24 protein-coding genes are annotated in these 21,639 nt (G+C 61.8%); 13 read left to right on the top strand and 11 right to left on the bottom strand.

Features of this window, described 5'->3' with window-relative positions:
• The first annotated feature begins 156 nt into the window (after positions 1–156).
• From dctP to dctM, 3 genes are all read left to right on the top strand, one after another.
• On the top strand, positions 157–1,140 hold the full coding sequence (gene dctP / locus HX807_RS18000; RefSeq protein WP_003215057.1) for a C4-dicarboxylate TRAP substrate-binding protein DctP: 984 nt from the start codon (positions 157–159) through the stop codon (positions 1,138–1,140).
• 175 nt (positions 1,141–1,315) lie between these two features.
• On the top strand, positions 1,316–1,948 hold the full coding sequence (locus tag HX807_RS17995) for a TRAP transporter small permease (RefSeq protein ID WP_003215060.1): 633 nt from the start codon (positions 1,316–1,318) through the stop codon (positions 1,946–1,948).
• Positions 1,948–3,228, top strand: a complete 1,281-nt coding sequence (gene dctM, locus HX807_RS17990) for a C4-dicarboxylate TRAP transporter large permease protein DctM (RefSeq protein ID WP_003215062.1) — start codon at positions 1,948–1,950, stop codon at positions 3,226–3,228. The genes HX807_RS17995 and dctM overlap by 1 nt, the downstream gene beginning before the upstream one ends.
• Positions 3,229–3,302: 74 nt before the next feature.
• Here dctM and ampC read toward each other — a convergent pair whose 3' ends face one another.
• Positions 3,303–4,457, bottom strand: a complete 1,155-nt coding sequence (gene ampC, locus HX807_RS17985; RefSeq protein ID WP_177050634.1) for a class C beta-lactamase — start codon at positions 4,455–4,457, stop codon at positions 3,303–3,305.
• Positions 4,458–4,590: 133 nt separating this feature from the next.
• Between ampC and HX807_RS17980 the strand changes: the two genes are divergently transcribed.
• Positions 4,591–5,466: a LysR family transcriptional regulator gene (locus HX807_RS17980; RefSeq protein WP_003215066.1), complete on the top strand. Its 876-nt coding sequence runs from the start codon at positions 4,591–4,593 to the stop codon at positions 5,464–5,466.
• Between the two features lie 190 nt (positions 5,467–5,656).
• Positions 5,657–6,550, top strand: coding sequence for a LysR family transcriptional regulator (locus tag HX807_RS17975; protein WP_003215068.1), 894 nt, complete (start codon positions 5,657–5,659; stop codon positions 6,548–6,550).
• Here the strand turns inward: HX807_RS17975 and HX807_RS17970 are convergent, their stop codons facing one another.
• From HX807_RS17970 to HX807_RS17960, 3 genes are all read right to left on the bottom strand, one after another.
• Positions 6,551–7,126, bottom strand: a complete 576-nt coding sequence (locus HX807_RS17970) for a DUF1349 domain-containing protein (protein WP_177029131.1) — start codon at positions 7,124–7,126, stop codon at positions 6,551–6,553.
• Between the two features lie 72 nt (positions 7,127–7,198).
• On the bottom strand, positions 7,199–8,701 hold the full coding sequence (locus tag HX807_RS17965; protein ID WP_177050632.1) for an APC family permease: 1,503 nt from the start codon (positions 8,699–8,701) through the stop codon (positions 7,199–7,201).
• Entirely contained in the window at positions 8,698–9,960 is a 1,263-nt protein-coding gene (locus HX807_RS17960; RefSeq protein ID WP_087695004.1) for an aspartate aminotransferase family protein, read from the bottom strand. Before HX807_RS17960 ends, HX807_RS17965 begins: the two co-directional genes overlap by 4 nt.
• A gap of 224 nt (positions 9,961–10,184) precedes the next feature.
• Here HX807_RS17960 and HX807_RS17955 point away from each other — a divergent pair, with 224 nt between their 5' ends.
• Entirely contained in the window at positions 10,185–11,369 is a 1,185-nt protein-coding gene (locus HX807_RS17955; RefSeq protein WP_177050630.1) for a DUF2252 family protein, read from the top strand.
• A gap of 140 nt (positions 11,370–11,509) precedes the next feature.
• On the opposite strand, the gene yghX is transcribed toward HX807_RS17955, so the two are convergent.
• Together yghX and HX807_RS17945 are read right to left on the bottom strand one after the other, a co-directional pair.
• Entirely contained in the window at positions 11,510–12,397 is an 888-nt protein-coding gene (yghX, locus tag HX807_RS17950; protein WP_003215079.1) for a YghX family hydrolase, read from the bottom strand.
• A gap of 44 nt (positions 12,398–12,441) precedes the next feature.
• Positions 12,442–12,936, bottom strand: coding sequence for a PaaI family thioesterase (locus HX807_RS17945; RefSeq protein ID WP_177050628.1), 495 nt, complete (start codon positions 12,934–12,936; stop codon positions 12,442–12,444).
• Between the two features lie 118 nt (positions 12,937–13,054).
• Here HX807_RS17945 and HX807_RS17940 point away from each other — a divergent pair, with 118 nt between their 5' ends.
• Positions 13,055–13,609, top strand: coding sequence for a YceI family protein (locus tag HX807_RS17940; RefSeq protein WP_177050626.1), 555 nt, complete (start codon positions 13,055–13,057; stop codon positions 13,607–13,609).
• A 3-nt stretch (positions 13,610–13,612) separates the two neighbouring features.
• Here HX807_RS17940 and HX807_RS17935 read toward each other — a convergent pair whose 3' ends face one another.
• On the bottom strand, positions 13,613–14,503 hold the full coding sequence (locus tag HX807_RS17935; RefSeq protein ID WP_008436273.1) for a DMT family transporter: 891 nt from the start codon (positions 14,501–14,503) through the stop codon (positions 13,613–13,615).
• A gap of 91 nt (positions 14,504–14,594) precedes the next feature.
• Between HX807_RS17935 and HX807_RS17930 the strand changes: the two genes are divergently transcribed.
• Positions 14,595–15,923 carry a PLP-dependent aminotransferase family protein gene (locus HX807_RS17930; protein WP_177050624.1) on the top strand — a complete coding sequence of 443 codons (1,329 nt, stop codon included), beginning with the start codon at positions 14,595–14,597 and terminating at the stop codon, positions 15,921–15,923.
• A 138-nt stretch (positions 15,924–16,061) separates the two neighbouring features.
• On the opposite strand, the gene HX807_RS17925 is transcribed toward HX807_RS17930, so the two are convergent.
• Positions 16,062–16,493, bottom strand: a complete 432-nt coding sequence (locus HX807_RS17925) for a nuclear transport factor 2 family protein (protein ID WP_063029654.1) — start codon at positions 16,491–16,493, stop codon at positions 16,062–16,064.
• A 255-nt stretch (positions 16,494–16,748) separates the two neighbouring features.
• On the opposite strand from HX807_RS17925, the gene HX807_RS17920 reads away from it, so the two are divergent.
• A complete protein-coding gene (locus HX807_RS17920; protein ID WP_177050622.1) occupies positions 16,749–17,219 on the top strand; it encodes a RidA family protein in 471 nt (156 codons plus the stop codon).
• Between the two features lie 6 nt (positions 17,220–17,225).
• On the top strand, positions 17,226–17,960 hold the full coding sequence (locus tag HX807_RS17915; protein WP_177050620.1) for a CPBP family intramembrane glutamic endopeptidase: 735 nt from the start codon (positions 17,226–17,228) through the stop codon (positions 17,958–17,960).
• 6 nt (positions 17,961–17,966) lie between these two features.
• Here HX807_RS17915 and HX807_RS17910 read toward each other — a convergent pair whose 3' ends face one another.
• Complete coding sequence (locus tag HX807_RS17910) at positions 17,967–18,332, bottom strand: hypothetical protein (protein WP_003215095.1); 366 nt, start codon at positions 18,330–18,332, stop codon at positions 17,967–17,969.
• A gap of 288 nt (positions 18,333–18,620) precedes the next feature.
• Between HX807_RS17910 and HX807_RS17905 the strand changes: the two genes are divergently transcribed.
• Positions 18,621–19,037: a hypothetical protein gene (locus HX807_RS17905; protein WP_003215097.1), complete on the top strand. Its 417-nt coding sequence runs from the start codon at positions 18,621–18,623 to the stop codon at positions 19,035–19,037.
• Between the two features lie 30 nt (positions 19,038–19,067).
• Here HX807_RS17905 and HX807_RS17900 read toward each other — a convergent pair whose 3' ends face one another.
• On the bottom strand, positions 19,068–19,865 hold the full coding sequence (locus tag HX807_RS17900; protein ID WP_256349514.1) for a helix-turn-helix domain-containing protein: 798 nt from the start codon (positions 19,863–19,865) through the stop codon (positions 19,068–19,070).
• Positions 19,866–19,981: 116 nt separating this feature from the next.
• Here HX807_RS17900 and HX807_RS17895 point away from each other — a divergent pair, with 116 nt between their 5' ends.
• Positions 19,982–20,299: a DUF2834 domain-containing protein gene (locus HX807_RS17895; RefSeq protein ID WP_003215101.1), complete on the top strand. Its 318-nt coding sequence runs from the start codon at positions 19,982–19,984 to the stop codon at positions 20,297–20,299.
• Positions 20,299–20,721, top strand: a complete 423-nt coding sequence (locus tag HX807_RS17890; RefSeq protein ID WP_003215104.1) for an MAPEG family protein — start codon at positions 20,299–20,301, stop codon at positions 20,719–20,721. Before HX807_RS17895 ends, HX807_RS17890 begins: the two co-directional genes overlap by 1 nt.
• On the opposite strand, the gene HX807_RS17885 is transcribed toward HX807_RS17890, so the two are convergent.
• Positions 20,711–21,634, bottom strand: a complete 924-nt coding sequence (locus HX807_RS17885; protein WP_177050616.1) for a substrate-binding domain-containing protein — start codon at positions 21,632–21,634, stop codon at positions 20,711–20,713. The two genes, HX807_RS17890 and HX807_RS17885, sit on opposite strands and share 11 nt — an antisense overlap.
• Positions 21,635–21,639: the final 5 nt, after the last annotated feature.

Here is a 21,639-nt window from a genome sequence, read left to right as displayed (position 1 = left end):
GCTTTCGCGAGCAAGCCCGCTCCCACATTGGATCTCTGTCGTTTGCAAAATCGGCGTTCGTCCACGCCGAACGCAGGTATCTAAAATTCGAAATTCTCTATACGCGTGACATCAGGCACCTTGCCCTATAACACAACAATAAGAAGGTGATTTTCCATGCTCAAGCTTTCTCGGGCGCTGTTCTGCGCCGCCACCTTGTTTGCCGCGGGCCTGGCCCAGGCGGCCGACCCCATCGTGATCAAGTTCGCCCACGTCGTCGCGGAAAACACCCCCAAAGGCCAGGGCGCCTTGCTGTTCAAGAAGCTCGCTGAAGAACGCCTGCCCGGCCGGGTGAAAGTCGAGGTGTACCCCAACTCCTCGCTGTTCGGCGACGGCAAGGAAATGGAAGCGCTGCTGCTGGGCGACGTGCAGATGCTGGCGCCGTCCCTGGCCAAGTTTGAGCAGTACACCAAGCAAGTACAGATCTACGACCTGCCGTTCCTGTTCAACGACCTGGCGGCGGTCGACCGTTTCCAGGCGGCCCAGGGCAAGGCGCTGCTGACCTCGATGCAAGACAAGAACATCCTCGGCCTGGCCTATTGGCACAACGGCCTCAAGCAACTGTCGGCGAACAAGGCATTGCGTGAGCCCAAGGATGCCCGTGGCCTGAAGTTCCGCGTGCAGGCCTCCAGCGTCCTGGAGGAGCAGTTCAAGGCGATCCGCGCCAACCCGCGCAAGATGAGTTTTGCCGAGGTGTACCAGGGCTTGCAGACCGGCACCGTCAATGGCACCGAGAACACCTGGTCGAACTATGAAAGCCAGAAGGTCAACGAAGTGCAGAAGTACTTCACCGAATCCAACCATGGCCTGATCGACTACATGGTGATCACCAACGCCAAGTTCTGGAACGGCCTGCCGCCGGATGTGCGCACCACCCTGGACCAGGTCATGGTTGAAGTCACCGTCGAGGTGAACAAGCAGGCCGAGGCGCTGAACCAGTCGGCCAAGCAGAAGATCATCGACGCCAAGACCAGCGAAATCATCGAGCTGACACCGGAGCAACGCCAGCTCTGGCGCGAAGCCATGCGCCCGGTGTGGCAGAAGTTCGAAGGTGAAATCGGCGCTGACCTGATCAAGGCGGCCGACGCGTCGAACCAGTAATTTGGAGAGCACCGAGATCAAATGTGGGAGCGAGCTTGCTCGCGAATGCGGTGTATCAGTCACCGAATGCATCAACTGAAAGACTGCATTCGCGAGCAAGCCCGCTCCCACATGTTGATCCGGTTCCCGCCTCCAAGCCTTGCACACACCTATCTCCGCTTCGCGAGGTTTTGCCATGCAAACGCTAAGGCGCGTCTGGGAGCACCTGGAGGAAGGCTTTATCGCCATCCTGCTGGCCGCCATGACCCTGGTGACTTTTGTCTACGTCATGCTCAACAACATCTACACCCTGTTCTTTGCCCTTGCCGACAAGTGGGCGTGGAGCAGCGGTTTCTTCAACGCCCTGGGTGACCACACCATGGGCTGGGCCCAGGACATGACCTGGAGCGTGGCGCTGACCAAGGCCATGTTCGGCTGGCTGATTTTCTTTGGCATCTCCTACGGCGTGCGCACCGCCGGCCACTTGGGCGTGGACGCGCTGGTCAAGCTGACGCCGCGCCGGGTGCAGCGCCTGCTGGGCATGCTGGCTTGCCTGTGCTGCCTGGCCTACGCCGGGTTGTTCATGGTTGCCAGCTACAAATGGCTGAGTGCGGTCACCACCGCGCACATCGGCGCCGAAGACCTCGACAAGTTCGGCATCGATGTCGACGACATCGTGGTGATCGTGCCCATCGGCTTTGCCCTGGTGTTCATCCGCTACCTGGAAATTTTCTACCGCATCTTCACCCACCGCCAAACCGGGCTGGGCCTGGCCGACGAAGCCGGTGAAGCCAGCAAGTTGGCCGGCAGCCATGAGGAGCGTCACTGATGGCCGTTCTGTGTCTGTTTTTGCTGCTGTTCGTGTTCATGTTCCTCGGTGTGCCCATCGCGATTTCCCTGGGGTTGTCGGGCGCGGTGTCGATCCTGATGTTCAGCCCGGACTCGGTGAGTTCCCTGGCAATCAAGCTGTTTGAAACCTCGGACGCCTATACCTTCCTGGCGATTCCGTTCTTCCTGTTGTCGGGTGCGTTCATGACCACCGGTGGCGTGGCGCAGCGGCTGATCGACTTTGCCAACGCCTGCGTCGGGCATATCCGCGGCGGGCTGGCGATTGCGGCGGTGCTGGCATGCATGCTGTTTGCCGCACTGTCGGGCTCCTCGCCCGCGACAGTGGCGGCGGTGGGTTCGATTGCCGTGGCGGGCATGGTGCGCTCGGGCTACCCGAAGGAATTCGGCGCCGGGATCATCTGCAACGCCGGTACCCTGGGCATCCTGATTCCGCCGTCGATCGTGATGGTGGTGTACTCGGCCGCCACGGAAACCTCGGTGGGCAAGCTGTTCATGGCCGGGGTGATTCCGGGCCTGCTGCTGGGCTTGATGTTGATGGTCGCGATCTACATCGTCGCGCGCATCAAGAAACTGCCGGCCCAGCCACGGGCGACCTTTCGCGAGTGGCTGACCTGCGCCCGCCGGGCATTCTGGGGCCTGTTGCTGCTGGTGATCATCCTGGGCGGGATCTACAGCGGCATGTTCACCCCGACCGAAGCGGCGGCGGTGGCGGCGGTGTACTCGGCGTTTGTCGCGCTGTTCATCTACAAGGACATGAAGATCAGGGATTGCCCCAAGGTGCTGCTGGAGTCCGGGCGCCTGGCGATCATGCTGATGTTTATCATCGCCAACGCCATGCTCTTCGCTCACGTGCTGACCACGGAGCAGATTCCCCAGGAAATCACCGCGTGGGTGATCTCCGAGGGCCTGACGCCGATTGGTTTCCTGATCATGGTCAACGTGGTGCTGCTGGTGGCGGGCAGCTTTATGGAGCCGTCGGCGATCGTGCTGATCCTGGCGCCGATCTTCTTCCCGATCGCGATGAAGCTGGGGATCGACCCGATTCACCTGGGAATTGTGATGGTGGTCAACATGGAGATTGGCCTGGTGCATCCGCCGGTGGGGTTGAACCTGTTTGTGACCTCGGCAGTGACCGGGCTGACGCTGGGGCAGACCATCCGCGCGGCGTTGCCGTGGCTGATGATCCTGCTGGTGTTCCTGATCATGGTGACTTACCTGCCGTTCATATCGCTGGCCTTGCCGCATTGGCTGGGGATGTAAACCCAACTTGAATCACGCCACAAAACAATGTGGGAGCGGGCAAGCCCGCTCCCACATTTGAGGTGTGCAGGGATTTATTTATCCATCGCACTCAAGATCGCATGGGCCACTTTCACCCGTTCGGCATTCGGGTAGTTCTTGTTCGCCAGGATCACCACCCCCAGGCCTTTGCTCGGCACGTACGCCACGTAGGCGCCAAAACCACCGGTGGCGCCAGTCTTGTTCACCAGCGTGTCGGCATGGGGCGCTTGCGGTGGTGTCAGCCAGTTGACCTTGTGGGGCTGAAAGGCCATTTGTGCCGAGTTGCCTTCCGTCAATGCATCCAGCGTGATCGGGTAGGGGTACATCTCCCAGCCGAGGCCCTGGGTCATGCCATCCACCGTGTAGTAGCCGGTGTGGGTTGCGGCAATCGCCTGTTGCAGCGGCTTCTCCAGCTTCGCCGGGTGCATGTTCACTTCAACGTACTGAATCAGGTCCGAGGTGCTGGTCTTGATGCCATAGGCCTCGGCGTCCAGGGCGCCAGGCCCGACGCGCACCGGTTTGCCGGCCTTGTCGTAACCCTGGGCGTACAGGTTCATTTGTGACTTGGGCACGTTGATAAAGGTGTGCTTGAGGCCGAGTTTCGGCAGCAGGGTCTGCGCCATCAACCGGTCAAACGGCTGGCCCAGGCTTTGCGCTGCCAGGTGGCCGAACAAGCCGATGCTCGGGTTGGAATACAGGCGTTGGGTGCCGGGAGCGAAGTCCGGTTTCCAGTGCTGGTAGTAGCTGATCATCTTGCCGGCGTTATCGGACTCATCGGGGAATTGCAGGGGCAAGCCACCTGCGGTGTAGGTGCCGAGGTTGAGCAGGCTGATGTGGTCAAACGTGTCGCCGCGCAATGCCGGCAGGTATTGGCTGGCCGGGTCCGACAGCTTCAGCTTGCCGTTGGCCAGGGCATAGCCGGCAAGGGTGGCGGTGAAGGTCTTGCTCACCGAGCCGATTTCAAACAGGGTGTTTTCGGTGACGGGCTGCTTGCTCTCCTTGTTGGCGACGCCGTAGTTAAAGTATTGCGCCTTGCCGTTCTGTACGATCGCCACCGACAGGCCGGCGATGTCCTGTTGCTGCATCAGGGGCTGGACAGTACTGTCCACGACCTGGCGCATGTCGGTAGCCGCCATGCAGTTGCCTGCGCCGAGCAATAAGGCGAATATCGCGGTGTTGCGCACGGTTGGAAAAAGGGATGTGTACATGATGACGTGACTTCCATGAAGGTGATCGGGTGAATACCGTTGCCTGCGCAGGCGCCGCAAATCTAGGCAGTTTGTGATCCCGCGGCAAACGATGATATCTCGCAATAGCCATTAGAAAAATTAGGGTCAAGCCATGCTCCGTTCCCATTTGCCACTCAACGCGCTGCGAGCCTTCGAGGCGTCTGCGCGGCATTTGAGTTTTACCCGGGCGGCGATTGAACTGTGCGTCACCCAGGCGGCGGTCAGTCACCAGGTGAAAAGCCTGGAGGCGCAGCTCAATGTCACGCTGTTCAAACGCCTGCCCCGGGGCCTGATGCTCACCAGCGAGGGCGAGACCCTGCTGCCGGTGTTGCGCGAATCCTTCGACCGGATAGCTCAAACCTTAGGCCAGTTTGAAGGTGGGCATTACCGCGAAGTATTGACGGTAGGCGCGGTGGGCACCTTTGCGGTGGGCTGGCTGTTGCCGCGGCTTGCGGATTTCCAGGCGCGCTACCCGTTTATCGACTTGCGCCTGTCCACCAACAACAACCGCGTCGACGTGGCGGCCGAAGGCCTGGATTACGCAATCCGGTTTGGTTCCGGCGCGTGGCACGGCACCGAGGCGTGCCAATTGCTGGAGGCGCCGCTGACGGTGCTGTGCGTGCCGCAACTTGCTCGGCAATTGCAGACTCCGGCGGACCTGTTGAAGCACACGCTGCTGCGCTCATATCGTGCGGATGAGTGGACGCAATGGTTCCAGGCCGCGGGATTGCCAGCCGACACGCTGGTGCCGCGCAGTATCGTTTTCGACTCGTCCCTGGCGATGATGGAGGCGGCGCTGCAAGGGGCGGGGGTGGCCCTGGCGCCGGCGATGATGTTCAGCCGGCAGTTGGCGACGGACGTGATTCGCCAGCCGTTCGAGATCGGCATCACCACCGGCAGTTATTGGCTGACGCGCTTGCAGTCACGGGCCGAGACGCCGGCGATGCTGGCGTTCAAGACGTGGTTGCGTGAAGTGGCCATGCACTGAGGTTGGGTCGACGCTGTGGCGAGGGAGCTTGCTCCCGCTGGGCTGCGTAGCGGCCCCAAAGAAGCGACGGTGTTAGTTCAGCAAGAACGCGGCGGATGGTTTCAGGGTCGCTGCGCAACCCAACGGGAGCAAGCTCCCTCGCCACAGGTTATTCTCCCACTCGGTCTGCCACTGATCATAAGAGGCTGCAATGCAAACTTCCGGCGTAGACATCCGTCAACTCAAGGCCTTCGTGGTGGTGGCCGAGGAGCTCAGCTTCGTGCGCGCCGCGACCCGCCTGCATGTCTCGCAACCGGCGCTGTCCCAGACCATCCGCCAGTTTGAGGCGCTGCTGGACGTACAACTGTTCCAACGCAACACCCGCAACGTAGCACTGACCGAAGCCGGCCTGGCCTTGCTGGTAGAGGCGCGGGAAATCGTCAATGGGGTAAGCCGCCTGGTACGCACCGCCCACGAACATGCACGCGGCGTACGCGGCTCATTGAATATCGGCTTCCTGATCGGCGCGGGTGTGGACTTGATGCCGCAAATCCTCAGCGTGTTCGCCAAGCGCTACCCGGAGATCGAACTGGTGGTGCGCGAGTATGACTTCGGCTCGCCCCATGCCGGGATCGACGAGGGCATGGACGTGTCGGTGCTGCGCCCGCCACTGGGCCTGCCGGACATCGAGTTGCACACCCTGGTGACCGAACCCTGCGTGGCGTGCCTGGCGTCCAGCCACCGGTTGGCCGGGGAGAGCAGCGTGAGCATCTACGATGTGCTGGATGAGCCGATCATTGCTGCACCGGGAGTGGGCGTGTGGCGCAGTTTCTGGACCGCCGACGCGTACCGCGATGGCCAGCCGGCGCGGATCGTCCATGAAGCTTCGACGGTGGAGACCGAGTTGCAGGCGGTGGCGTCGGAGCGCGGGATCAGTATCACCGCGCTGTCCACCGCACGTTTTTATGCACGGCCCGGCCTGGCCTTCCCGGTGATCAGCGATATGCCGATGTGTGAAGTGGCGGTCGCCTTGCCGCCACAACCGAGTGTGGCGGCGCGCAACTTTGCCGAGTTGGCGATGGAAGTGGCGAGCAGCCGGGGTTAGTCAGGACAGGTCGTGCAGGGATTTGCCGTTGGGCGCACTTACCTGAAGCTCGGAAAACTCCACCTCCAGCCCGCCACGTTCCGGCGTGCAGCAATAAGGCCCCACCCGATACGACGCAGCCACGGGGAACGGCGCCAGGCGCACCAATGGCCAACTCACACCATCCACCGACACCTGCACGCGCAGCACGCCCTTGGCCACGGTGGCGCGAATCCAGAACGCCTCGGGATCACCCGGGAACACACCGGTGGCCCAGTCCGACACGCCATCGGTCAATACGCTGCTCAACAGCGTCACACCGTCGGACAGCTCTGCACCGATCTTCACCCAATGCGCTTCATCCACCCGCACCATCAACCCGGCCTGGTCATACAGGTGGGTAAACGCGCTGTGGATTTTGACTTGGGCGGTAAAGTCGCCGTCGGTTTCAACAAACAGGAAATGCCCGTTGTCGCGCACAAAACCATAGTGGGTTTCGCGCCAGAAATCGGTGCTGGCATCGGTGCGCACCTTGAGGCGCTGGCCTTCTCGGCTCCATTGCTGGGGTTGATTGAGCCAGCTGGCCTGTTCAAACATCGGGAAGCTCCTTGAAGGTGACAAGACAAAACCCCGGCGCCCGGGGTTTTGTTGTTTGGCTGCAATCAGCGGCTAGTGGTCGAGCAATTTGCCGCTCGGCCCGGCGGTGCCATTGTTAAGGCGCGTGCGCAGCGAAAACAACCACCACAGCACGCCGACCCCGAGTGTAACCCCGGTGGTGATGGCGCCGGTGTGGCTTTCTTCGGGCACGCTCAGGGTCAGGATCACCGCGATGGCCCACAGGCCGCCGAGGACGATCATCGGCAACAACCACTTGCCCAGGCTGAACACACCCGCAGGCGCCCCCGGCATCCGGCCATTTTTATAGGCCAGGTACGCGGCAATCAGCGTCAGCAGGTAGGTGCAGTAGTAGGTCAGGCCGACCATCGAGTAGATCGCCGTGACAAACCCGCCGCTCGCCAGGTTCAGCAGCACGGCGATGGCGGTGATCAGCACGATGGCGGCGACCGGCGTACCGAAGTGCGGGTTGATCTTCGCCAGCACCTTGGAGCCCGGCAGCATGTTGTCCCGGGACAGGGCGAAGGTCATGCGCGTGGCCACCGCCATGTTGGCGATCAGGCAGGCGAGGATCGAGGCGAAGGCGATCACGATCATGCCCACGCCGGCGGCGTTGCCCAGTTGCAGGCGCACGATATTGATCACCGGGTTTTCGCTGTGGCTGAGCAGCTCGCTGACCGACCCCGGGATCGCAATGCTCAGCAAGGCGAACACCACAAAGCCCAATACACTGGACACCAGCACCGCTCGCAGCATCGCCCGGGGCGCGGCGCGGCGTGGGTCCTTGGTTTCTTCGGACAAGTCGGCGGCGCCTTCCCAACCCAGCAGCACCGAGACCGGCAGCAAGGTGGCGAGGGCGAGGGTGGTGAAGCTGAGGGTGCCGCCGCTCACCGGTTGTGCCGAGGTCAGGATCGCCACGCCCTGGGTGTGCTCGAAGAAGAAAAACACCCCGAAGAACAACGCAATCGCCAGCAGCACCGTGCCGATGATTTCGATGATCGCGCCGATGTCGTTGATCCGCGTGGCCAGGCGAATCCCGCAGATGTTCAGCAGGCCTACCACCAGCGTGGCACCGATGCTCAGGCCCTGGATCTGGCCCTGTGTCGGGTTGGCCCAAATCTCCGGCGCGAACACCGTGCCGATGGCCGCCGAGGTGGCGGCTGTACCGGCGACAAACGAGGTGAACGCGACCCAGCCGGTAAACCAGCCGAAGTGATTGCCCGCCAACCGGCTGGACCATTGGTAGGCGTAGCCGGTAAGCGGAATGCGCCCGGCCAGGTGGCAGTAGACCATGACGATGCAGCACACCAGCGGGATCACCAGCAGCCACAAAAGGATGCCGATACCGCCGACGCGGTTGAACGGGTCGGCGAACAGCGTGACCACCCCGGTGTTGATCGAGACCATGGAAAAGGCCAGGGCAAACGAGGTGAACGAACTCATGGTGCGGTGCATCTTTTGCTCGTAGCCGAGGCTGGCCAGGTCGGCGTCGTCGCTGGACAGCGGGGCCTGGACATTCGGCGGGGCGGTCACGGTGTTTTCAACGAATGTGCTCATGGCCGTTGCTCCTCGATGATGCCGATCACCTCGTCCAGCACGTCGAGGGCCTTGGCCAGCAACGGGCGTTCGATATCCAGAGGAGGCTTGACCTTGATCAGGTTACCCAGCCCGGCGTAGCGGCTTTCGCCAAACAATACGCCGCGCTCCACCCCAAGGCGATACACCTCCTGGGATTCCCGGCAGGCCGGTTCCTTGGTGGTGCGGTCCTTGACCAGCTCGATGGACGCCATCAGCCCGGGGCAGCGCACGTCGCCGATCAGCGGGTGGCGGGTTTGCATGTCCTTGAGGCGTGCGGTGATGTAGTCGCCGGAGTCGCGGGCTTTTTCGCAGAGGTTGTCGGCGACGATCGCTTCCACCGTGGCGTAGCCGGCGGCCAGCGAGACCGGGAAGTGGCCGAAGGTCAGGGCTTCTTCACCTTCGTCGAACCACTTGAGCTTGTCATCGGCGAGGATCCCGGCCAGCGGGAAGCCGCCGCCGACGCCTTTGCCGAACACGATGATGTCGGGCAGCACGTCGTAATAGTCCGCAGCGAACATCGTGCCCATGCGCCCGAAACCGGTCTGCACTTCATCAAAAATCAGCAGCACGCCGAGGCGGTCGCAGATCTCGCGCACGCCTTTGTAGTAGGAGCGGGGGAACTCGATATGCCCGCCATTGCCCTGGATCGGTTCCATCATCACTGCTGCCACGCCACCGTCGACGCCCTTGAGGATGGTTTCTTCCAGCAGGCCAAGGCACAGCTGCGACTCGGTTTCCGGGTCCATGCCTAGGCGCGTGCGGTACGGGTTGGGGTGGGGGACGCGGGTGAAACGTGGCTGGATCGCCAGGAACGGATTGTTCGGGTGCGGCCAACTGGCGCCGAGGGTGGCCAGGGAGCGGCCGTGGTAGCCGTCCTGCAGCACCAGCAGGTTCTGTGCGCCAGGGCGGTTCTTGAAGGCCAGTTTCATCGCCATTTCACCGGCGAGGCTGCCATGCAGGGCAAAGCCCATCTGGTTGAGGGCGCCCGGGGAGACTTCCCGCAGCTTCTTCACCAGCCGGGTGTGGGCCGGTGAGCCAAAGTTGGGGCGGATGTGAGTCATTTCGCGCAATTGCGCAACGGCGGCTTCCACCACCCGGGGGTCATTGGCCCCCAAATTGTTCGACCAGGCCTGGGCGGTACAGTCGATGTATTCCTTGCCCTGATCGTCCCATACCAGCGAGCCTCGGGCCTTGACCAGGTTGATCTTGGCGGGTGCGGTGTTCATCACTTCATTCATCTGCGTTATCTCTTTTGTTAGGGCGGCAGTGTTTGGGGATGTGTGCAGTTAGGGTTGTGACTCGCTGCATCGAGTTGTCCCGATGCTAGTCCCGGGGACGGGAGGAATAGAAAGACCGATTGCAGTGGGATTGATTGGCGTGGCTTATTAATAGAATCCTCTGAAACAAAATGAAACATTTGTCGCGGGCCAGCCTCTACCGTATCTCCACGACGAGTACCTCTATGAAAATTCCGCGTCCCTCTTCGCGAATGCCCCACCTCACGCAACTGCGCAACCTGAAGATGGCGCGCTCCGCCCACGCTTATGTGCGGGGCAGTACGGTTCAGTTTTACGAGTGGCTGCACAGCCAGCGCGGCCGGCGCTTACCCCACGGGCCGGCGATCTGGATCTGCGGCGACTGCCACGCCGGTAACCTCGGGCCCACGGGCGATACCAAGGGCCGGATCGATATGCATATCCGTGACCTTGACCAGGCGGTGATCGGCAATCCGGCCCATGACCTGGTGCGCCTGGCGTTGTCCCTGGCCACCGCTGCGCGGGGTTCGGACCTGCCGGGGGTGACCACCGCCCGCATGCTTGAAGAGATGATGGTGGGCTACGCGCAGGCGTTTAAGGACAAGCCCGACGAGGCACCGCCGCGCCCGTCCCAGGTCAAGTCCGGGATGCGCAGTGCGGTGGAGCGCACCTGGAAGAATCTGGCTCGCGAACGTATTGAAAACACCCGGCCGACGATTCCATTGGGCAAGCATTTCTGGTCGTTGTCGCGGGCAGAAAAGTCCGCCCTTGAAACGTTGTGCGCGTCGGATGAAATCCACCGGCTGGTGACTTCGCTCAAAGGCCGCTCCAACGACGCCGAGGTTGAGCTGCTGGACTCGGCCTATTGGGTCAAGGGTTGCAGCTCCCTTGGGTTGCTGCGGTATGCGGTGTTGCTGGGAGTAGGGGACAAGTCTGATCAGGAATACTGCCTGCTCGACATCAAGGAAGCGGTAGGCGCTGCGGCGCCGCGTGCGGCCCGGGCGAAAATGCCTCGGGATAACGGCCGGCGCGTGGTGGAGGGCGCGCGGCACCTGTCACCGGCGTTGGGGGAGCGGATGTTGGCCACGCGGTTTCTGGATCACGGGTTTTTCATCCGCGAACTGCTGCCCCAGGACATGAAGCTGGAGCTGGATGAGCTGAGCGAGATTGATGCGATGCACGCGGCCGGGTACCTGGCACGGGTGGTCGGCGTGGCCCATGCGCGGCAGATGGACCGGGATACGCGCAAGGACTGGATGGCGCTGTTGCAAGAGAACCGCTCCAGGCAACTGGATGCGCCTTCGTGGCTGTGGACCAGTGTGGTGCAGTTGGTGGGGAGCCATGAGGAAGGGTATTTGAATCATTGCCGGCGGTATGCGCTGGAGCACTGAGCTCAAGAACGCTGAAAGTCCCCTGTGGGAGCGGGCTTGCTCGCGAAAGCGGTGGATCAGTCAAACATCTGCTGACTGACACACCGCTTTCGCGAGCAAGCCCGCTCCCACATGAGTTGGGTGGTGTTTTGGAGGGCGGGTTACACCAGGTATTTCTTGAACCAGCCCAACGTCCGCTCCCACGCCAGATTCGCCGCCGCCTCGTCATACCTCGGCGTCGAATCGTTGTGGAAGCCGTGATTGGCGCCCTTGTAGATAAACGCCTCATAGGTCGTGCCGGCCGCCTTCAACGCTTTCTCATACGCCGGCCAGCCCTCATTGATCCGCGTATCCAGCTCACCGTAATGCAACATGATCGGTGCCTTGATCCGTGGCACATCCTTGGCTTCCGGCTGGCGCCCATAAAACGACACCGCCGCACCCAGCTCCGGATAAGCCACGGCCGCCGCATTCGTCACGCCGCCGCCATAACAGAACCCGGTAATGCCCACCTTGCCGGTGCTTGCATCGTGGTGCATCAACCATTCGATGGCCGCGAAAAAGTCGTTCATCAGCTTCTCGGGATCGACTTTCTGTTGCAACTCCACACCTTTCTCATCATTGCCGGGATAGCCACCCACCGAGGTCAGGCCATCCGGCGCCAGGGCAATGAATCCGGCCTTGGCCAACCGACGGGCGACGTCTTCGATATACGGGTTCAACCCCCGGTTCTCATGCACCACCACCACCGCCGGCACCTTGCCGCTGGCCTTGGCCGGGCGCACCAGGTAGCCGCGCACCGTGCCGTTGCCCTTGGGTGACGGGTAGGTGATGTAGTCGGCGACGATCTCCGGGTCGGTGAATTTCACCTGCTCGGCCAGGGCGTAGTTGGGGCTCAGGGCGGCGAGCAGGGCCGAGGCCGTCAGCCCGCCGAAGGTGAACAGTGCTGCGCGGTCGAGAAATTCCCGGCGGTTGATCTTGCCGTGGGCGTAGCCATCGTAAAGCTCCAGCAGTTCAGGGGCGAAGTCTTTGGCGGTCAGACGAGTCATCGGTAGCGTCCTCGATTAGCGGTGGGACTGAATGTAGACCAGTATCAGGCTTCCCGGCCATGGGCCGCGGCGGCCAGTTGCCCGGTGTCGACCCGCACGAAGACCGAATCGCCAATCGCCGTCAGCACGCCATCGGCGTACACCTCGCACACCACGCGGCTTTTGCGCCCCACGTCACCTTCGACTTTTGCGCGCAAGGTCAGCGGCACGCCCATCGGTGTCGGCTTGATGAATTTGATTCCCAGGTTGCCGGTGACGCAGTCGATACGCGGCAGGCTGCCGGGTTCGCGTTGCTCGGACCGGTAGTGGTAGGCCATGGCGGTCCAGTTCGAGTGGCAGTCCACCAGCATCGCGATCAGACCGCCATAGACCAGGTCTGGCCAGCCGCTGTATCGGGCGTCGGGCTGGTGCTCGGCGATCACGTGGATGCCGTCGGCGTCCCAGCGACTCTTGATGTGCAGCCCGTGGGGGTTGCTGCTGCCGCAGCCATAACAGACGCCTTCGGGGGCGGTGGTGTCTTGCAGGGAAAGCGCGGGCATCGTGGCTCCTTGTTGTTTGATTTCCGTCGAGGCACGAGCCTAATGCCAGGCGCGTGAATAAATCCAGCGCCTACGCTGTTAGCAGTGCACAGCGTGTTCATTCCCGGTTGAGAATCCCATGAAATCTCGATTGCCAGCGGTCTTCCTTACCTTCGCCACCTTGTCCAACGCGTACGCCGTGGAATACACCGACGTGAATCCGACGGCCAGCACCATCAGCTTCACCTATGACCAGATGGGCCAAGAGGTGTACGGCACGTTTGGCACCTATTCGGCGACCCTGAATTTCGACACGCAAAACCCGGCTGCCGCCAGCACCGTACTGACCATCCAGCTGCCGAGCATCAATGCCGGCAGCGACGACGCCAACACCGAGCTGCCCAAGCCCGGCTGGTTCGACATGACCACCTACCCGGTGGGCACCTTCACCTCGACCCACATCACTGACCTGGGCGACAACCGTTACCTGTTCAGCGGCAACCTGACCCTCAAGGGCCAGACCCGGCCGGTGGAGGTCAAGGTGGCCCTCAAGGAGCAGAGCGGCATTGGCGTGTTCGACGGCGAATTCGTGCTCAAGCGCGATGACTTCAGGATCGGCGCGGGGGAGTGGGCGGACAGCGTGGTGTCCAATGCGATTGTCATCAAGTTCAAGATGGTTGCGCCTGAGCGCTGATGGCTAGCGGGCGAACTTCTTGGCCCCCGCCACGCACGCAATCACCGCGACGGTCACCCCCAGCATGCCCAGGCTCACCTGCTCATGCAGCAGCGTGGCCGCCAGTGCCAGGCCGAAAAACGGTTGCAGCAACTGCAATTGCCCGACGGCGGCAATGCCGCCCTGGGCCAGCCCGCGGTACCAGAACACAAACCCGATCAGCATGCTGAACAGCGACACATAGGCCAGGCTCAGCCAGGCCGGCAGGCTGATGCTCACGAAAGTGCCCGGGGCGAGGATCGCCGTCAGCGGGGCCACAATCGGCAGCGAGATCACCAGCGCCCAGCAGATCACCTGCCAGCCACCCAGGGTGCGCGAGAGTTTGGCTCCTTCGGCATAACCGAGGCCGCACACCAGGATTGCCAACAGCATCAGCAAATCCCCGGCGGGCGCAGCGCTCAGGCCCTGGGCAACCGCGTAGCCCACCACCAGCAGGCTGCCCAGGATCGAAAACAGCCAGAACACCAACTTGGGCCGCTCGCCGCCGCGCCATACGCCGAAGACCGCAGTGGCTAAAGGCAGCAGGCCGACAAATACGATGGAATGGGCACTGGTGACGTACTGCAAGGCCAGTGCGGTGAGCAAAGGAAAGCCGATCACCACGCCCAGCGCGACGATTGCCAGGGGCAGCAACTGACTGCGGGCCGGGGTTTTTTCCTTGAACAGCCACAGCAGGCACAGGCCGAGCAGGGCGGCGATGGTGGCGCGGGCGACGGTCAGGAATACCGGATCGAACTCCAGCACCGCCAGGCGCGTGGCCGGCAGCGAGCCGCTGAAGATCACCACGCCGATCAAACCGTTGATCCAGCCGCTGGCGTTGTTTTCCCGGGTGTTGAGGTGGGTGGTTCGTTCCATGGGTGTAGGGCTCGGTAGGGATAAGTTGCGTCTTGCGCATCCTATGATTCACTATCAAGACAATCAAAAAATTGTCATGGATACATCGCCTATGCCCCGCGCCCGCTACAAGACATTGGTGGACACCTTCGCCCGGGATATCCGTTCGGGCGCGCTGGCGGCGGGCACCCGGTTGCCGACGCACCGCCAGTTGGCCGCCAGCCATGGCCTGGCGCTGGTCACCGCCAGCCGGGTGTACACCGAGCTTGAGGCCATGGGCCTGGTCAGTGGTGAAACCGGGCGCGGAACCTTTGTGCGGGAAATCGCGTTGTCGCCAGGGCAGGGCGTCGGCCAGATCGCGGTGGCGGCGGGCATGATCGATCTCAACTTCAACTACCCGTCGCTGCCGGGCCAGACCGACCTGCTGCGCACCGCATTGCGCCAGTTGGCGTTGTCCGGCGACCTGGCGGCGCTGCTGCGCTATCAGCCTCACGCCGGTCGGCTGCATGAGCGGGCAGCGGTGGCGCGTCATCTGCTGAGTCGTGGGTTGACGGTGCAGGCCGAGCAGGTGCTGATCGTCAGCGGTGCCCAGCATGGGCTGGCGGTGACCATGATGTCGCTGCTCAAGCCCGGCGATGTGGTGGCGGTGGATGCGCTGACCTATTCCGGGTTCAAGGTGCTGGCCGAGACGCTGCACCTGGAAATCGTCGCGATCCCGGTGACCGCGACGGGCCCCGACTTGGCCTTCCTTGAACAACTCTGCGCCCGGTGCCCGGTACGCGCCGTGTACAGCATGCCGACCCTGCATAACCCGTTGGGTTGGGTGATGAGCAGGGAGCAGCGCGAGCACCTGGTGGCGATTGCCCGCCAGCATGATTTGATCCTGATCGAGGACGCGGCCTACGCGTTTTTAGCCGAGGACCCGCCGCCGCCGGTGGCCGAGCTGGCACCGGAACGCACGGTGTATGTGTCGGGGCTTTCCAAGAGCGTTGCCACCGGCCTGCGGGTGGGTTTTGTCGCCGCTCCGCAGCAGTGGATGGCGGCGCTGGAACGTACGGTCATGGCCACCACCTGGAACACTCCGGGGGTGATGACTGCGGTGGCTGCCGCGTGGATCGACGACGGCACGGTGCTGCAGCTTGAAGCGCAAAAACGTAAGGACGCCCAGGCGCGCCAGGCGGTGGCCGATGAGGTGTTGGCGGGGCTCACGGTGATCCGCCATCCGTCTTCGTATTTCTTGTGGTTGCCGTTGCCGGAGGATGCCCGCGCCGACCAGATCACCATGGCGCTGGCCCGGGAGAATATCTCGGTGTCCACCGCCGAGCCGTTTGCCGTTTCGGCCCACGTGCCCCATGCCTTGCGTGTGGCGCTGGGGTCGGTAGACCGGGAGGTGCTGCGCGAGGCGTTGGTGAAAGTGCGCTGGGCGGTGAAGGCGTACTAGGGGGCCGGATCGTTCCCACGCTCTGCGTGGGAATGCCGCCTTGGACGCTCCGCGTCCCGCTGTAGATTTGCGCGATAGTGACGCAGAGCGTCACCGGATGCATTCCCACGCAGAGCGTGGGAACGATCCAGGCGGGACTCAGAATTTGTAGGCCTGGCGCCCGATCAGCAGCCACTTGCCTTTCTGCTTCTGCCAGACCTGGAAGTTTTCAATTTCGGTGGGCACCTCGACGCCACTGTTCACCGCCTGCGCGGAAAAGTGGTTGCGCACCAGGGCGGTGTCGCCATTGAGGGTGATGGTCTGTTTCTGCATTTCCAGGGTCTTGAAACCACTTCTGCCGGTTTCAATGTCGGCGATAAATTCCTGCTTGTTCTGGACCTTGCCGCTGGAATGGCCGTAGGTGAGGTTGTTCGCGGTGAGGGCCTGCAGTTGCGGGATGTCCTTGTGCAGCATGGCCTGGGTCAGGTGATCGACCGCAACGGCGACATCCTTGTCGGCTGCGGCAGGCGCGGCGGCCGCGTAACCGCTGAACAGGCACAGAAAACCAATCAGAACCTTGACGTTTTGCATGGGTGTTTCCTTGTTGTTGTGGGTACCGGGACGACTCGGGCTGTGTTTTTAAGTCGTCGTACAACCATGCCGTATTTACCGGGATCAAGGAAAGTGAAATTTGTTCTTGACTAGAAGATAAGCGCTGTTTGCCAGTATTGGTTGTCGTATCACTTGCGAAATAGCGGTCGGTACTTCCCGTGGAAATGGCACATGGCTATGCTGTGGCCGGCGACTTCATGGCGTGGATTCGCAACGACTGAGGAAAACAAAAAAATGACACCGGATCAAAAGTACGCGGCGGCCATGGTGCGCCTGGGTTATCAACTCAACGAGTTCAAGATCGGCGGCAACTACACGCCGCTGCTGAGGGACGGCAATCACGTCTACATCAGTGGCCAGATTCCGCGGGTGGGTGACGCCATCGTGTTGCCCGGCAAGGTCGGCGAAAGCCTCAGCCTGGCCGACGCACAGATTGCCGCGGGCGTCAGCGCACTGCGTTGCCTGGGCTTGCTCAAGCAGGCACTGGGTTCGCTGGACCAGGTCAAGGCGATCCTCAAGATCAATGTGTACGTGCGCAGCGCGGATGACTTCGACCTGCAAAGCGAAGTGGCCAACGGTGCGTCGGACCTGTTGAACGAGATCCTGGGGGCTGCCGGTTCTCACACGCGCACCTCGGTGGGCGTGCTGCAACTGCCCAAGGGTGCCGCCGTGGAAGTCGACATGATCGCTGTGGCGCAGGGCTGACATCGAGTGATCGCCGACGCTTTTACAGTCCTGATTCACTATGGGATTTATCTGCTGCCAGGGCTGATCCTGTTTGGCCTGTGGTTCGGCCTCACCCCGAAAACAATGCCGGGCGTGCGCATCGTTATTCTGCTGTTGGCGTTCGTGCTGATGCGCGATGCGATGACGCCGCTGGGCATGTGGTCGCTGAGCACTGAGGTGCAGATCCAGTTTACGGCCAACCCCTTCGTGCTGGCTGCGCTCGGCGGCTTGTCCCTTGGGCTGATTTCACTGCTCGCGCGCCTGGCTCCGGAGTTATGGCAACTGACGGTGCTGTTCAAGGGCAATCGTGCTGTGGGCCTGGCAGTGGGGCTGGTGGCCGGCTGTGTGATTGGCTTGCCATTGCGCCTGTATCAAGGCATCGAACCGGCGGCGATCCCGGCTTACTGGACCTGGCTGATGGGCATGCTGGTGCTTGCCTACTGCGCCAATGCGCTGGAAGAGGTGCTGTTTCGCGGCTTCCTGCAGGGCTATCTCGAACAGCGCGTTACGCCGCTGCGCGCGGCGTTGCTCAGCGGGCTGGCGTTTGCCGCGTGCCATTCATTTCTGGCGTTGAGCGTGACGCAACTGGGCTGTCCAGTGTTGGCCTTTACCCTGATTGAAGGCGTGGCCTGCGGGCTGGTGCGGATGCGCTACGGTGTGGTGGCGGCGACGGCCACCCATGGCACGGCGATCTTGCTGATTGCCGTGCCGATGGTGTGAACCGTCTCAGGCCTGTACATCAACGCCGATGTGGGCCTGGAGCCAGTCTTTGTAGACCGCGATGTTATCGGTCGACTGGTCGCCATTTTTCGCGGTGACAGTCTTGCCGTCCAGGCGCCCGATATCGAGCAGGTACTGAAGACCGTTGGCCACATGGGTGGCGTCGCTTTTGCTGAGTGACTGAACATCGGGCAGTTCGACGGCGTTGCCTTTATCGTCGAAGGTCGCCCATGAAGGGTTGGCCCTGGCGGTGGCAACGGTTTGCGCGGTCGAGCGCACTTGCTCCTGATAGCTGGCTTCCAGCTTGGTCTTGATCTCGGGCGTGGCGTTGGTGACTTCAATCCTCCCGGCCCGCAGGGTGCCGTTTTCCATGGATTGTGTAAAAGTCTTCTGTCCCAGCGCTAACAGACTTGTCGTGCTTCCTATCATGGTGCCGCTCCCTTATTGGTAGCAGCAACAGAGCAAAACCCGGGCCATGTGCTGCATGCCTTGTGCGGCGCGGGCTGGGTGGTATTGCCGGGGCAGGGCGCAGGCCAGGAGTTGCCGGGGCTGGCAAAGGGTTGCCACGTCGGCTCGCGCGAGCGCATTTCAGAACGTTGGAAACTAAGTTCAGAATCTCCAGTCTGTAATAGCGTATCGCCACCTCTACAAGGAATTAACATGAAGCTTAAGGTCGTTTTGCTGGGCACGGTTTTGTTGGCTGCGCCGCTTTACCAAGCGGTTGCCGAGACGTGCAGGGCGAACAGTTATGGTGGGTCCGATTGCGAATACGACAATGGCACCTCTTCCAAGAGTCGCGCCAATAGCTACGGTGGGCAAGACACCCAATACAGCGATGGTACTTCCTCCAAGAGCCGCTCCAATAGTTATGGCGGGCAGGATATCCAATACGGCGACGGCACCTCGGCCAAGACCCGTTCCAACAGCTATGGTGGGCAAGACACTCAATACAGCGACGGCACCTCAGCCAAGAGCCGCTCCAATAGCTACGGCGGGCAAGACACCCAATACAGCAACGGCTCCTCCTCCAAGAGCCGCGCCAATAGCTATGGCGGGCAAAATACGACAAATAACTAATGGCCCCGCCGCGGCTTTCTACCTCACCAATCACCGCTCATACGCCGCGGTCATCACCTGCCACGTCTGCGCATCCGCCGGAATCAAATGCTCGATGCGCAACGACGTTACCGTGATGTCCTGAGGCATGCCGAAGGTGGTGAAGGTCGACATGAAGTTCAGCTCACCTTCACGGGAGTTGACGCGTGTCAGCACCAGTGGCGGCGGTTCATTGACCAAGGCTTCGGTACTTTGCGGGGCCGGCAGGCTGTCCAGAAGCCTGGCAAGTTCGGAGTTGCCCAACGCCTCGCGCGTCGCCCGTTGCCAGGCGATGGTGCGGATTTCGTCAGCGTTGATCAAATGATCACCCAGGCCGCCAGGCTGTAGCAGGGTGACCAGCAAATTCAGCCCATCAGCCGCCTCCGGTTTGATCCCCACCAGCTCGAACAGCACCTGGGTACTGGCGTTGGCGGCGAGCACTTCCCAGTGGCTGCCCAGCACGATCGCCGGTGCAGGATTGTTCGCGTGGAGCACATGGCTGATTGCCTCGCGAATAGCTTCCATGGAGGGCGAGGAGAGCGGGGTTGCCTCATAGCGCGGGGCGAAGCCGGCAGCGAGGAACACGCTGTTGCATTGCTCCAGCGGAACCTCCAGCGCCATCAGCAAATTATGCAAGGTGCCCGGGCTCGGCTTGGCGCGCCCGGTCTCGATGCAGCTCAGGTGGCGTTGGGAAACCCCGGTGATCAGCGCCAGTTCCAGCTGGCTCAATCTGGCGTGCCGACGCAGCACGCGCAGTTGCGTGCCGGCGGTAGTGTCGGGGTTGGCGCGGGGGAAAGGTTGGCTGCTCATGGGTTGACTCTGGCCGTGCGGGTCGGTGGTGTCGATGACCTTCGAGGTCATTGAGAGGGGAACGACGTTATCACTAATGTGCAGCTTCCCGAACCGTTGTCTCCAAGGAGGAGAACATGCGCAGACCCTGGATTGCCCTGGCCGGGCTGTTGGCTTTTGCCCTGTACACATTGATCACGATGCTGATCGCCGAACAATCGCTCATGGCGTTCGGACGTGAATTGATATCGAGGCCGGATACTGCCCAGGTGGTGATTGACTTGTATCTGATGGCGGCCTTGGCGGGCGTATGGATGTACCGGGATGCGCGGGCCAGGGGCAAATCCCTGGCGTCGGTGTTGCCCTATTTACTGGTAACGGCGGTTTTCGTATCCATCGGTCCGCTGCTGTATATCGTGGTCAACGGGTTCCGCGAACCTTCAGGGGGCCGGTGATGGAGGTTTATGCGTTGTGCGTACTGGTGCTGTTCTTGAAGATGCTGGCGATCTCCTGTTACCAGGGTTTCTTTCGACTCAGATTCCGTGCATTCACTAACCACGAGGATGCAGCTTTCTTCCATCGCGATGCGAATCCCCAGGAGTTACCGCAAGTCTCCCGGGCCGAAAAGGCTTGGGCCAATGATCTGGAAAATATTCCGTTGTTCTTCATTTTGGGTGGCCTGTGCCTGGCGATGGAAACGCCAGGCACCGCTACCGCGGGGTTGTTCTGTCTGTTCACCGCTGCCCGTGTGATGCATACGGTGATGTATCTGAGCGGCCGCCAGCCCTGGCGCACCCTCGCTTATGGAGTGGGAGTGCTCTGTTTGTCGGGGCTGGCCGGTCTGCTTGGCGCTGGGCTGATAACAATCAAGGGGTGAGAAAGGCCTGATAGTTGTCCTTGGTGATCTGTTGATAGGGAATGGTCAGCTCCGCCGTGTAGGGCTGCTTCCTGATCATCTTCAGCGCCAGGTCAATCGAGCCGACGGCCTGGCCCTTGTTGTCCTGATAGGCCGTGACTACCAATAGATCTTTTTTGATCGCATCCAGGCCGGCGGGGCCGCCGTCGCTGCCGCCCACCAGGATGTCCTTGCCAGGGTGCATGCCGGCCTGGGTAATCGCCATCGCGGCACCGATAGCCATTTCATCGGCATTGGCCGCCACGGCGTCGATTTTCTTGCCCGAGACGATCCAGTTGTTCATCAGGTCCATGGCCTTGCTGCGTTGCCAGTCGGCGCTTTGTTCTTCGACGATATGGATGTCGGGGTAATCCTTCAGTACGTTTTTCACGCCCTGTGTGCGGTTGTGGGTGGCGTTGTTGGAGAGCAAGCCGAGCATGATTGCGAGGTTGCCCTTGCCGTTCATTTTTTCCGCGAGGTAGCGCATCTGAATCTCGCCCGCTTTGATCTCGTCCGAGCCGACATAACCCACCCCGGCCGGTAAGCCGGGGATGTCCGGGCGACGGTTGACGTACACCAGCGGGATACCCGCCTGCTGGGCATTCACAGTCATTTTCTGGGTAGCGGCGGTGTCGACCGCGTTGACGATAATCGCGTCCATGCCTTGGGCAGAAAAGCTCTGCACCTGGTTCAGTTGGCGCACCACATCGCCTTGGGCGTCTTCGAATTGCAGGGTCACGTCGGTGAGGTCCCTGGCGTGGGCCGCCATGTAGTCACGCATCTGGGCGAGGAACACGTCGTCCACCTGGGCGATGCTGACGCCGATGCGTGTCTCGGCGAGGGCTAGCGGGGTAACGATGAGGGTCAGGAGCAAGGTCAGCAGCTGTTTTTTCATGGTGT

This window comes from Pseudomonas sp. D8002, from assembly GCF_013385695.1.
Classification (GTDB): domain Bacteria; phylum Pseudomonadota; class Gammaproteobacteria; order Pseudomonadales; family Pseudomonadaceae; genus Aquipseudomonas.
The sequence above is the reverse complement of the archived record's forward strand: the minus strand, read 5'-3'. Positions and strand labels throughout refer to the sequence as shown.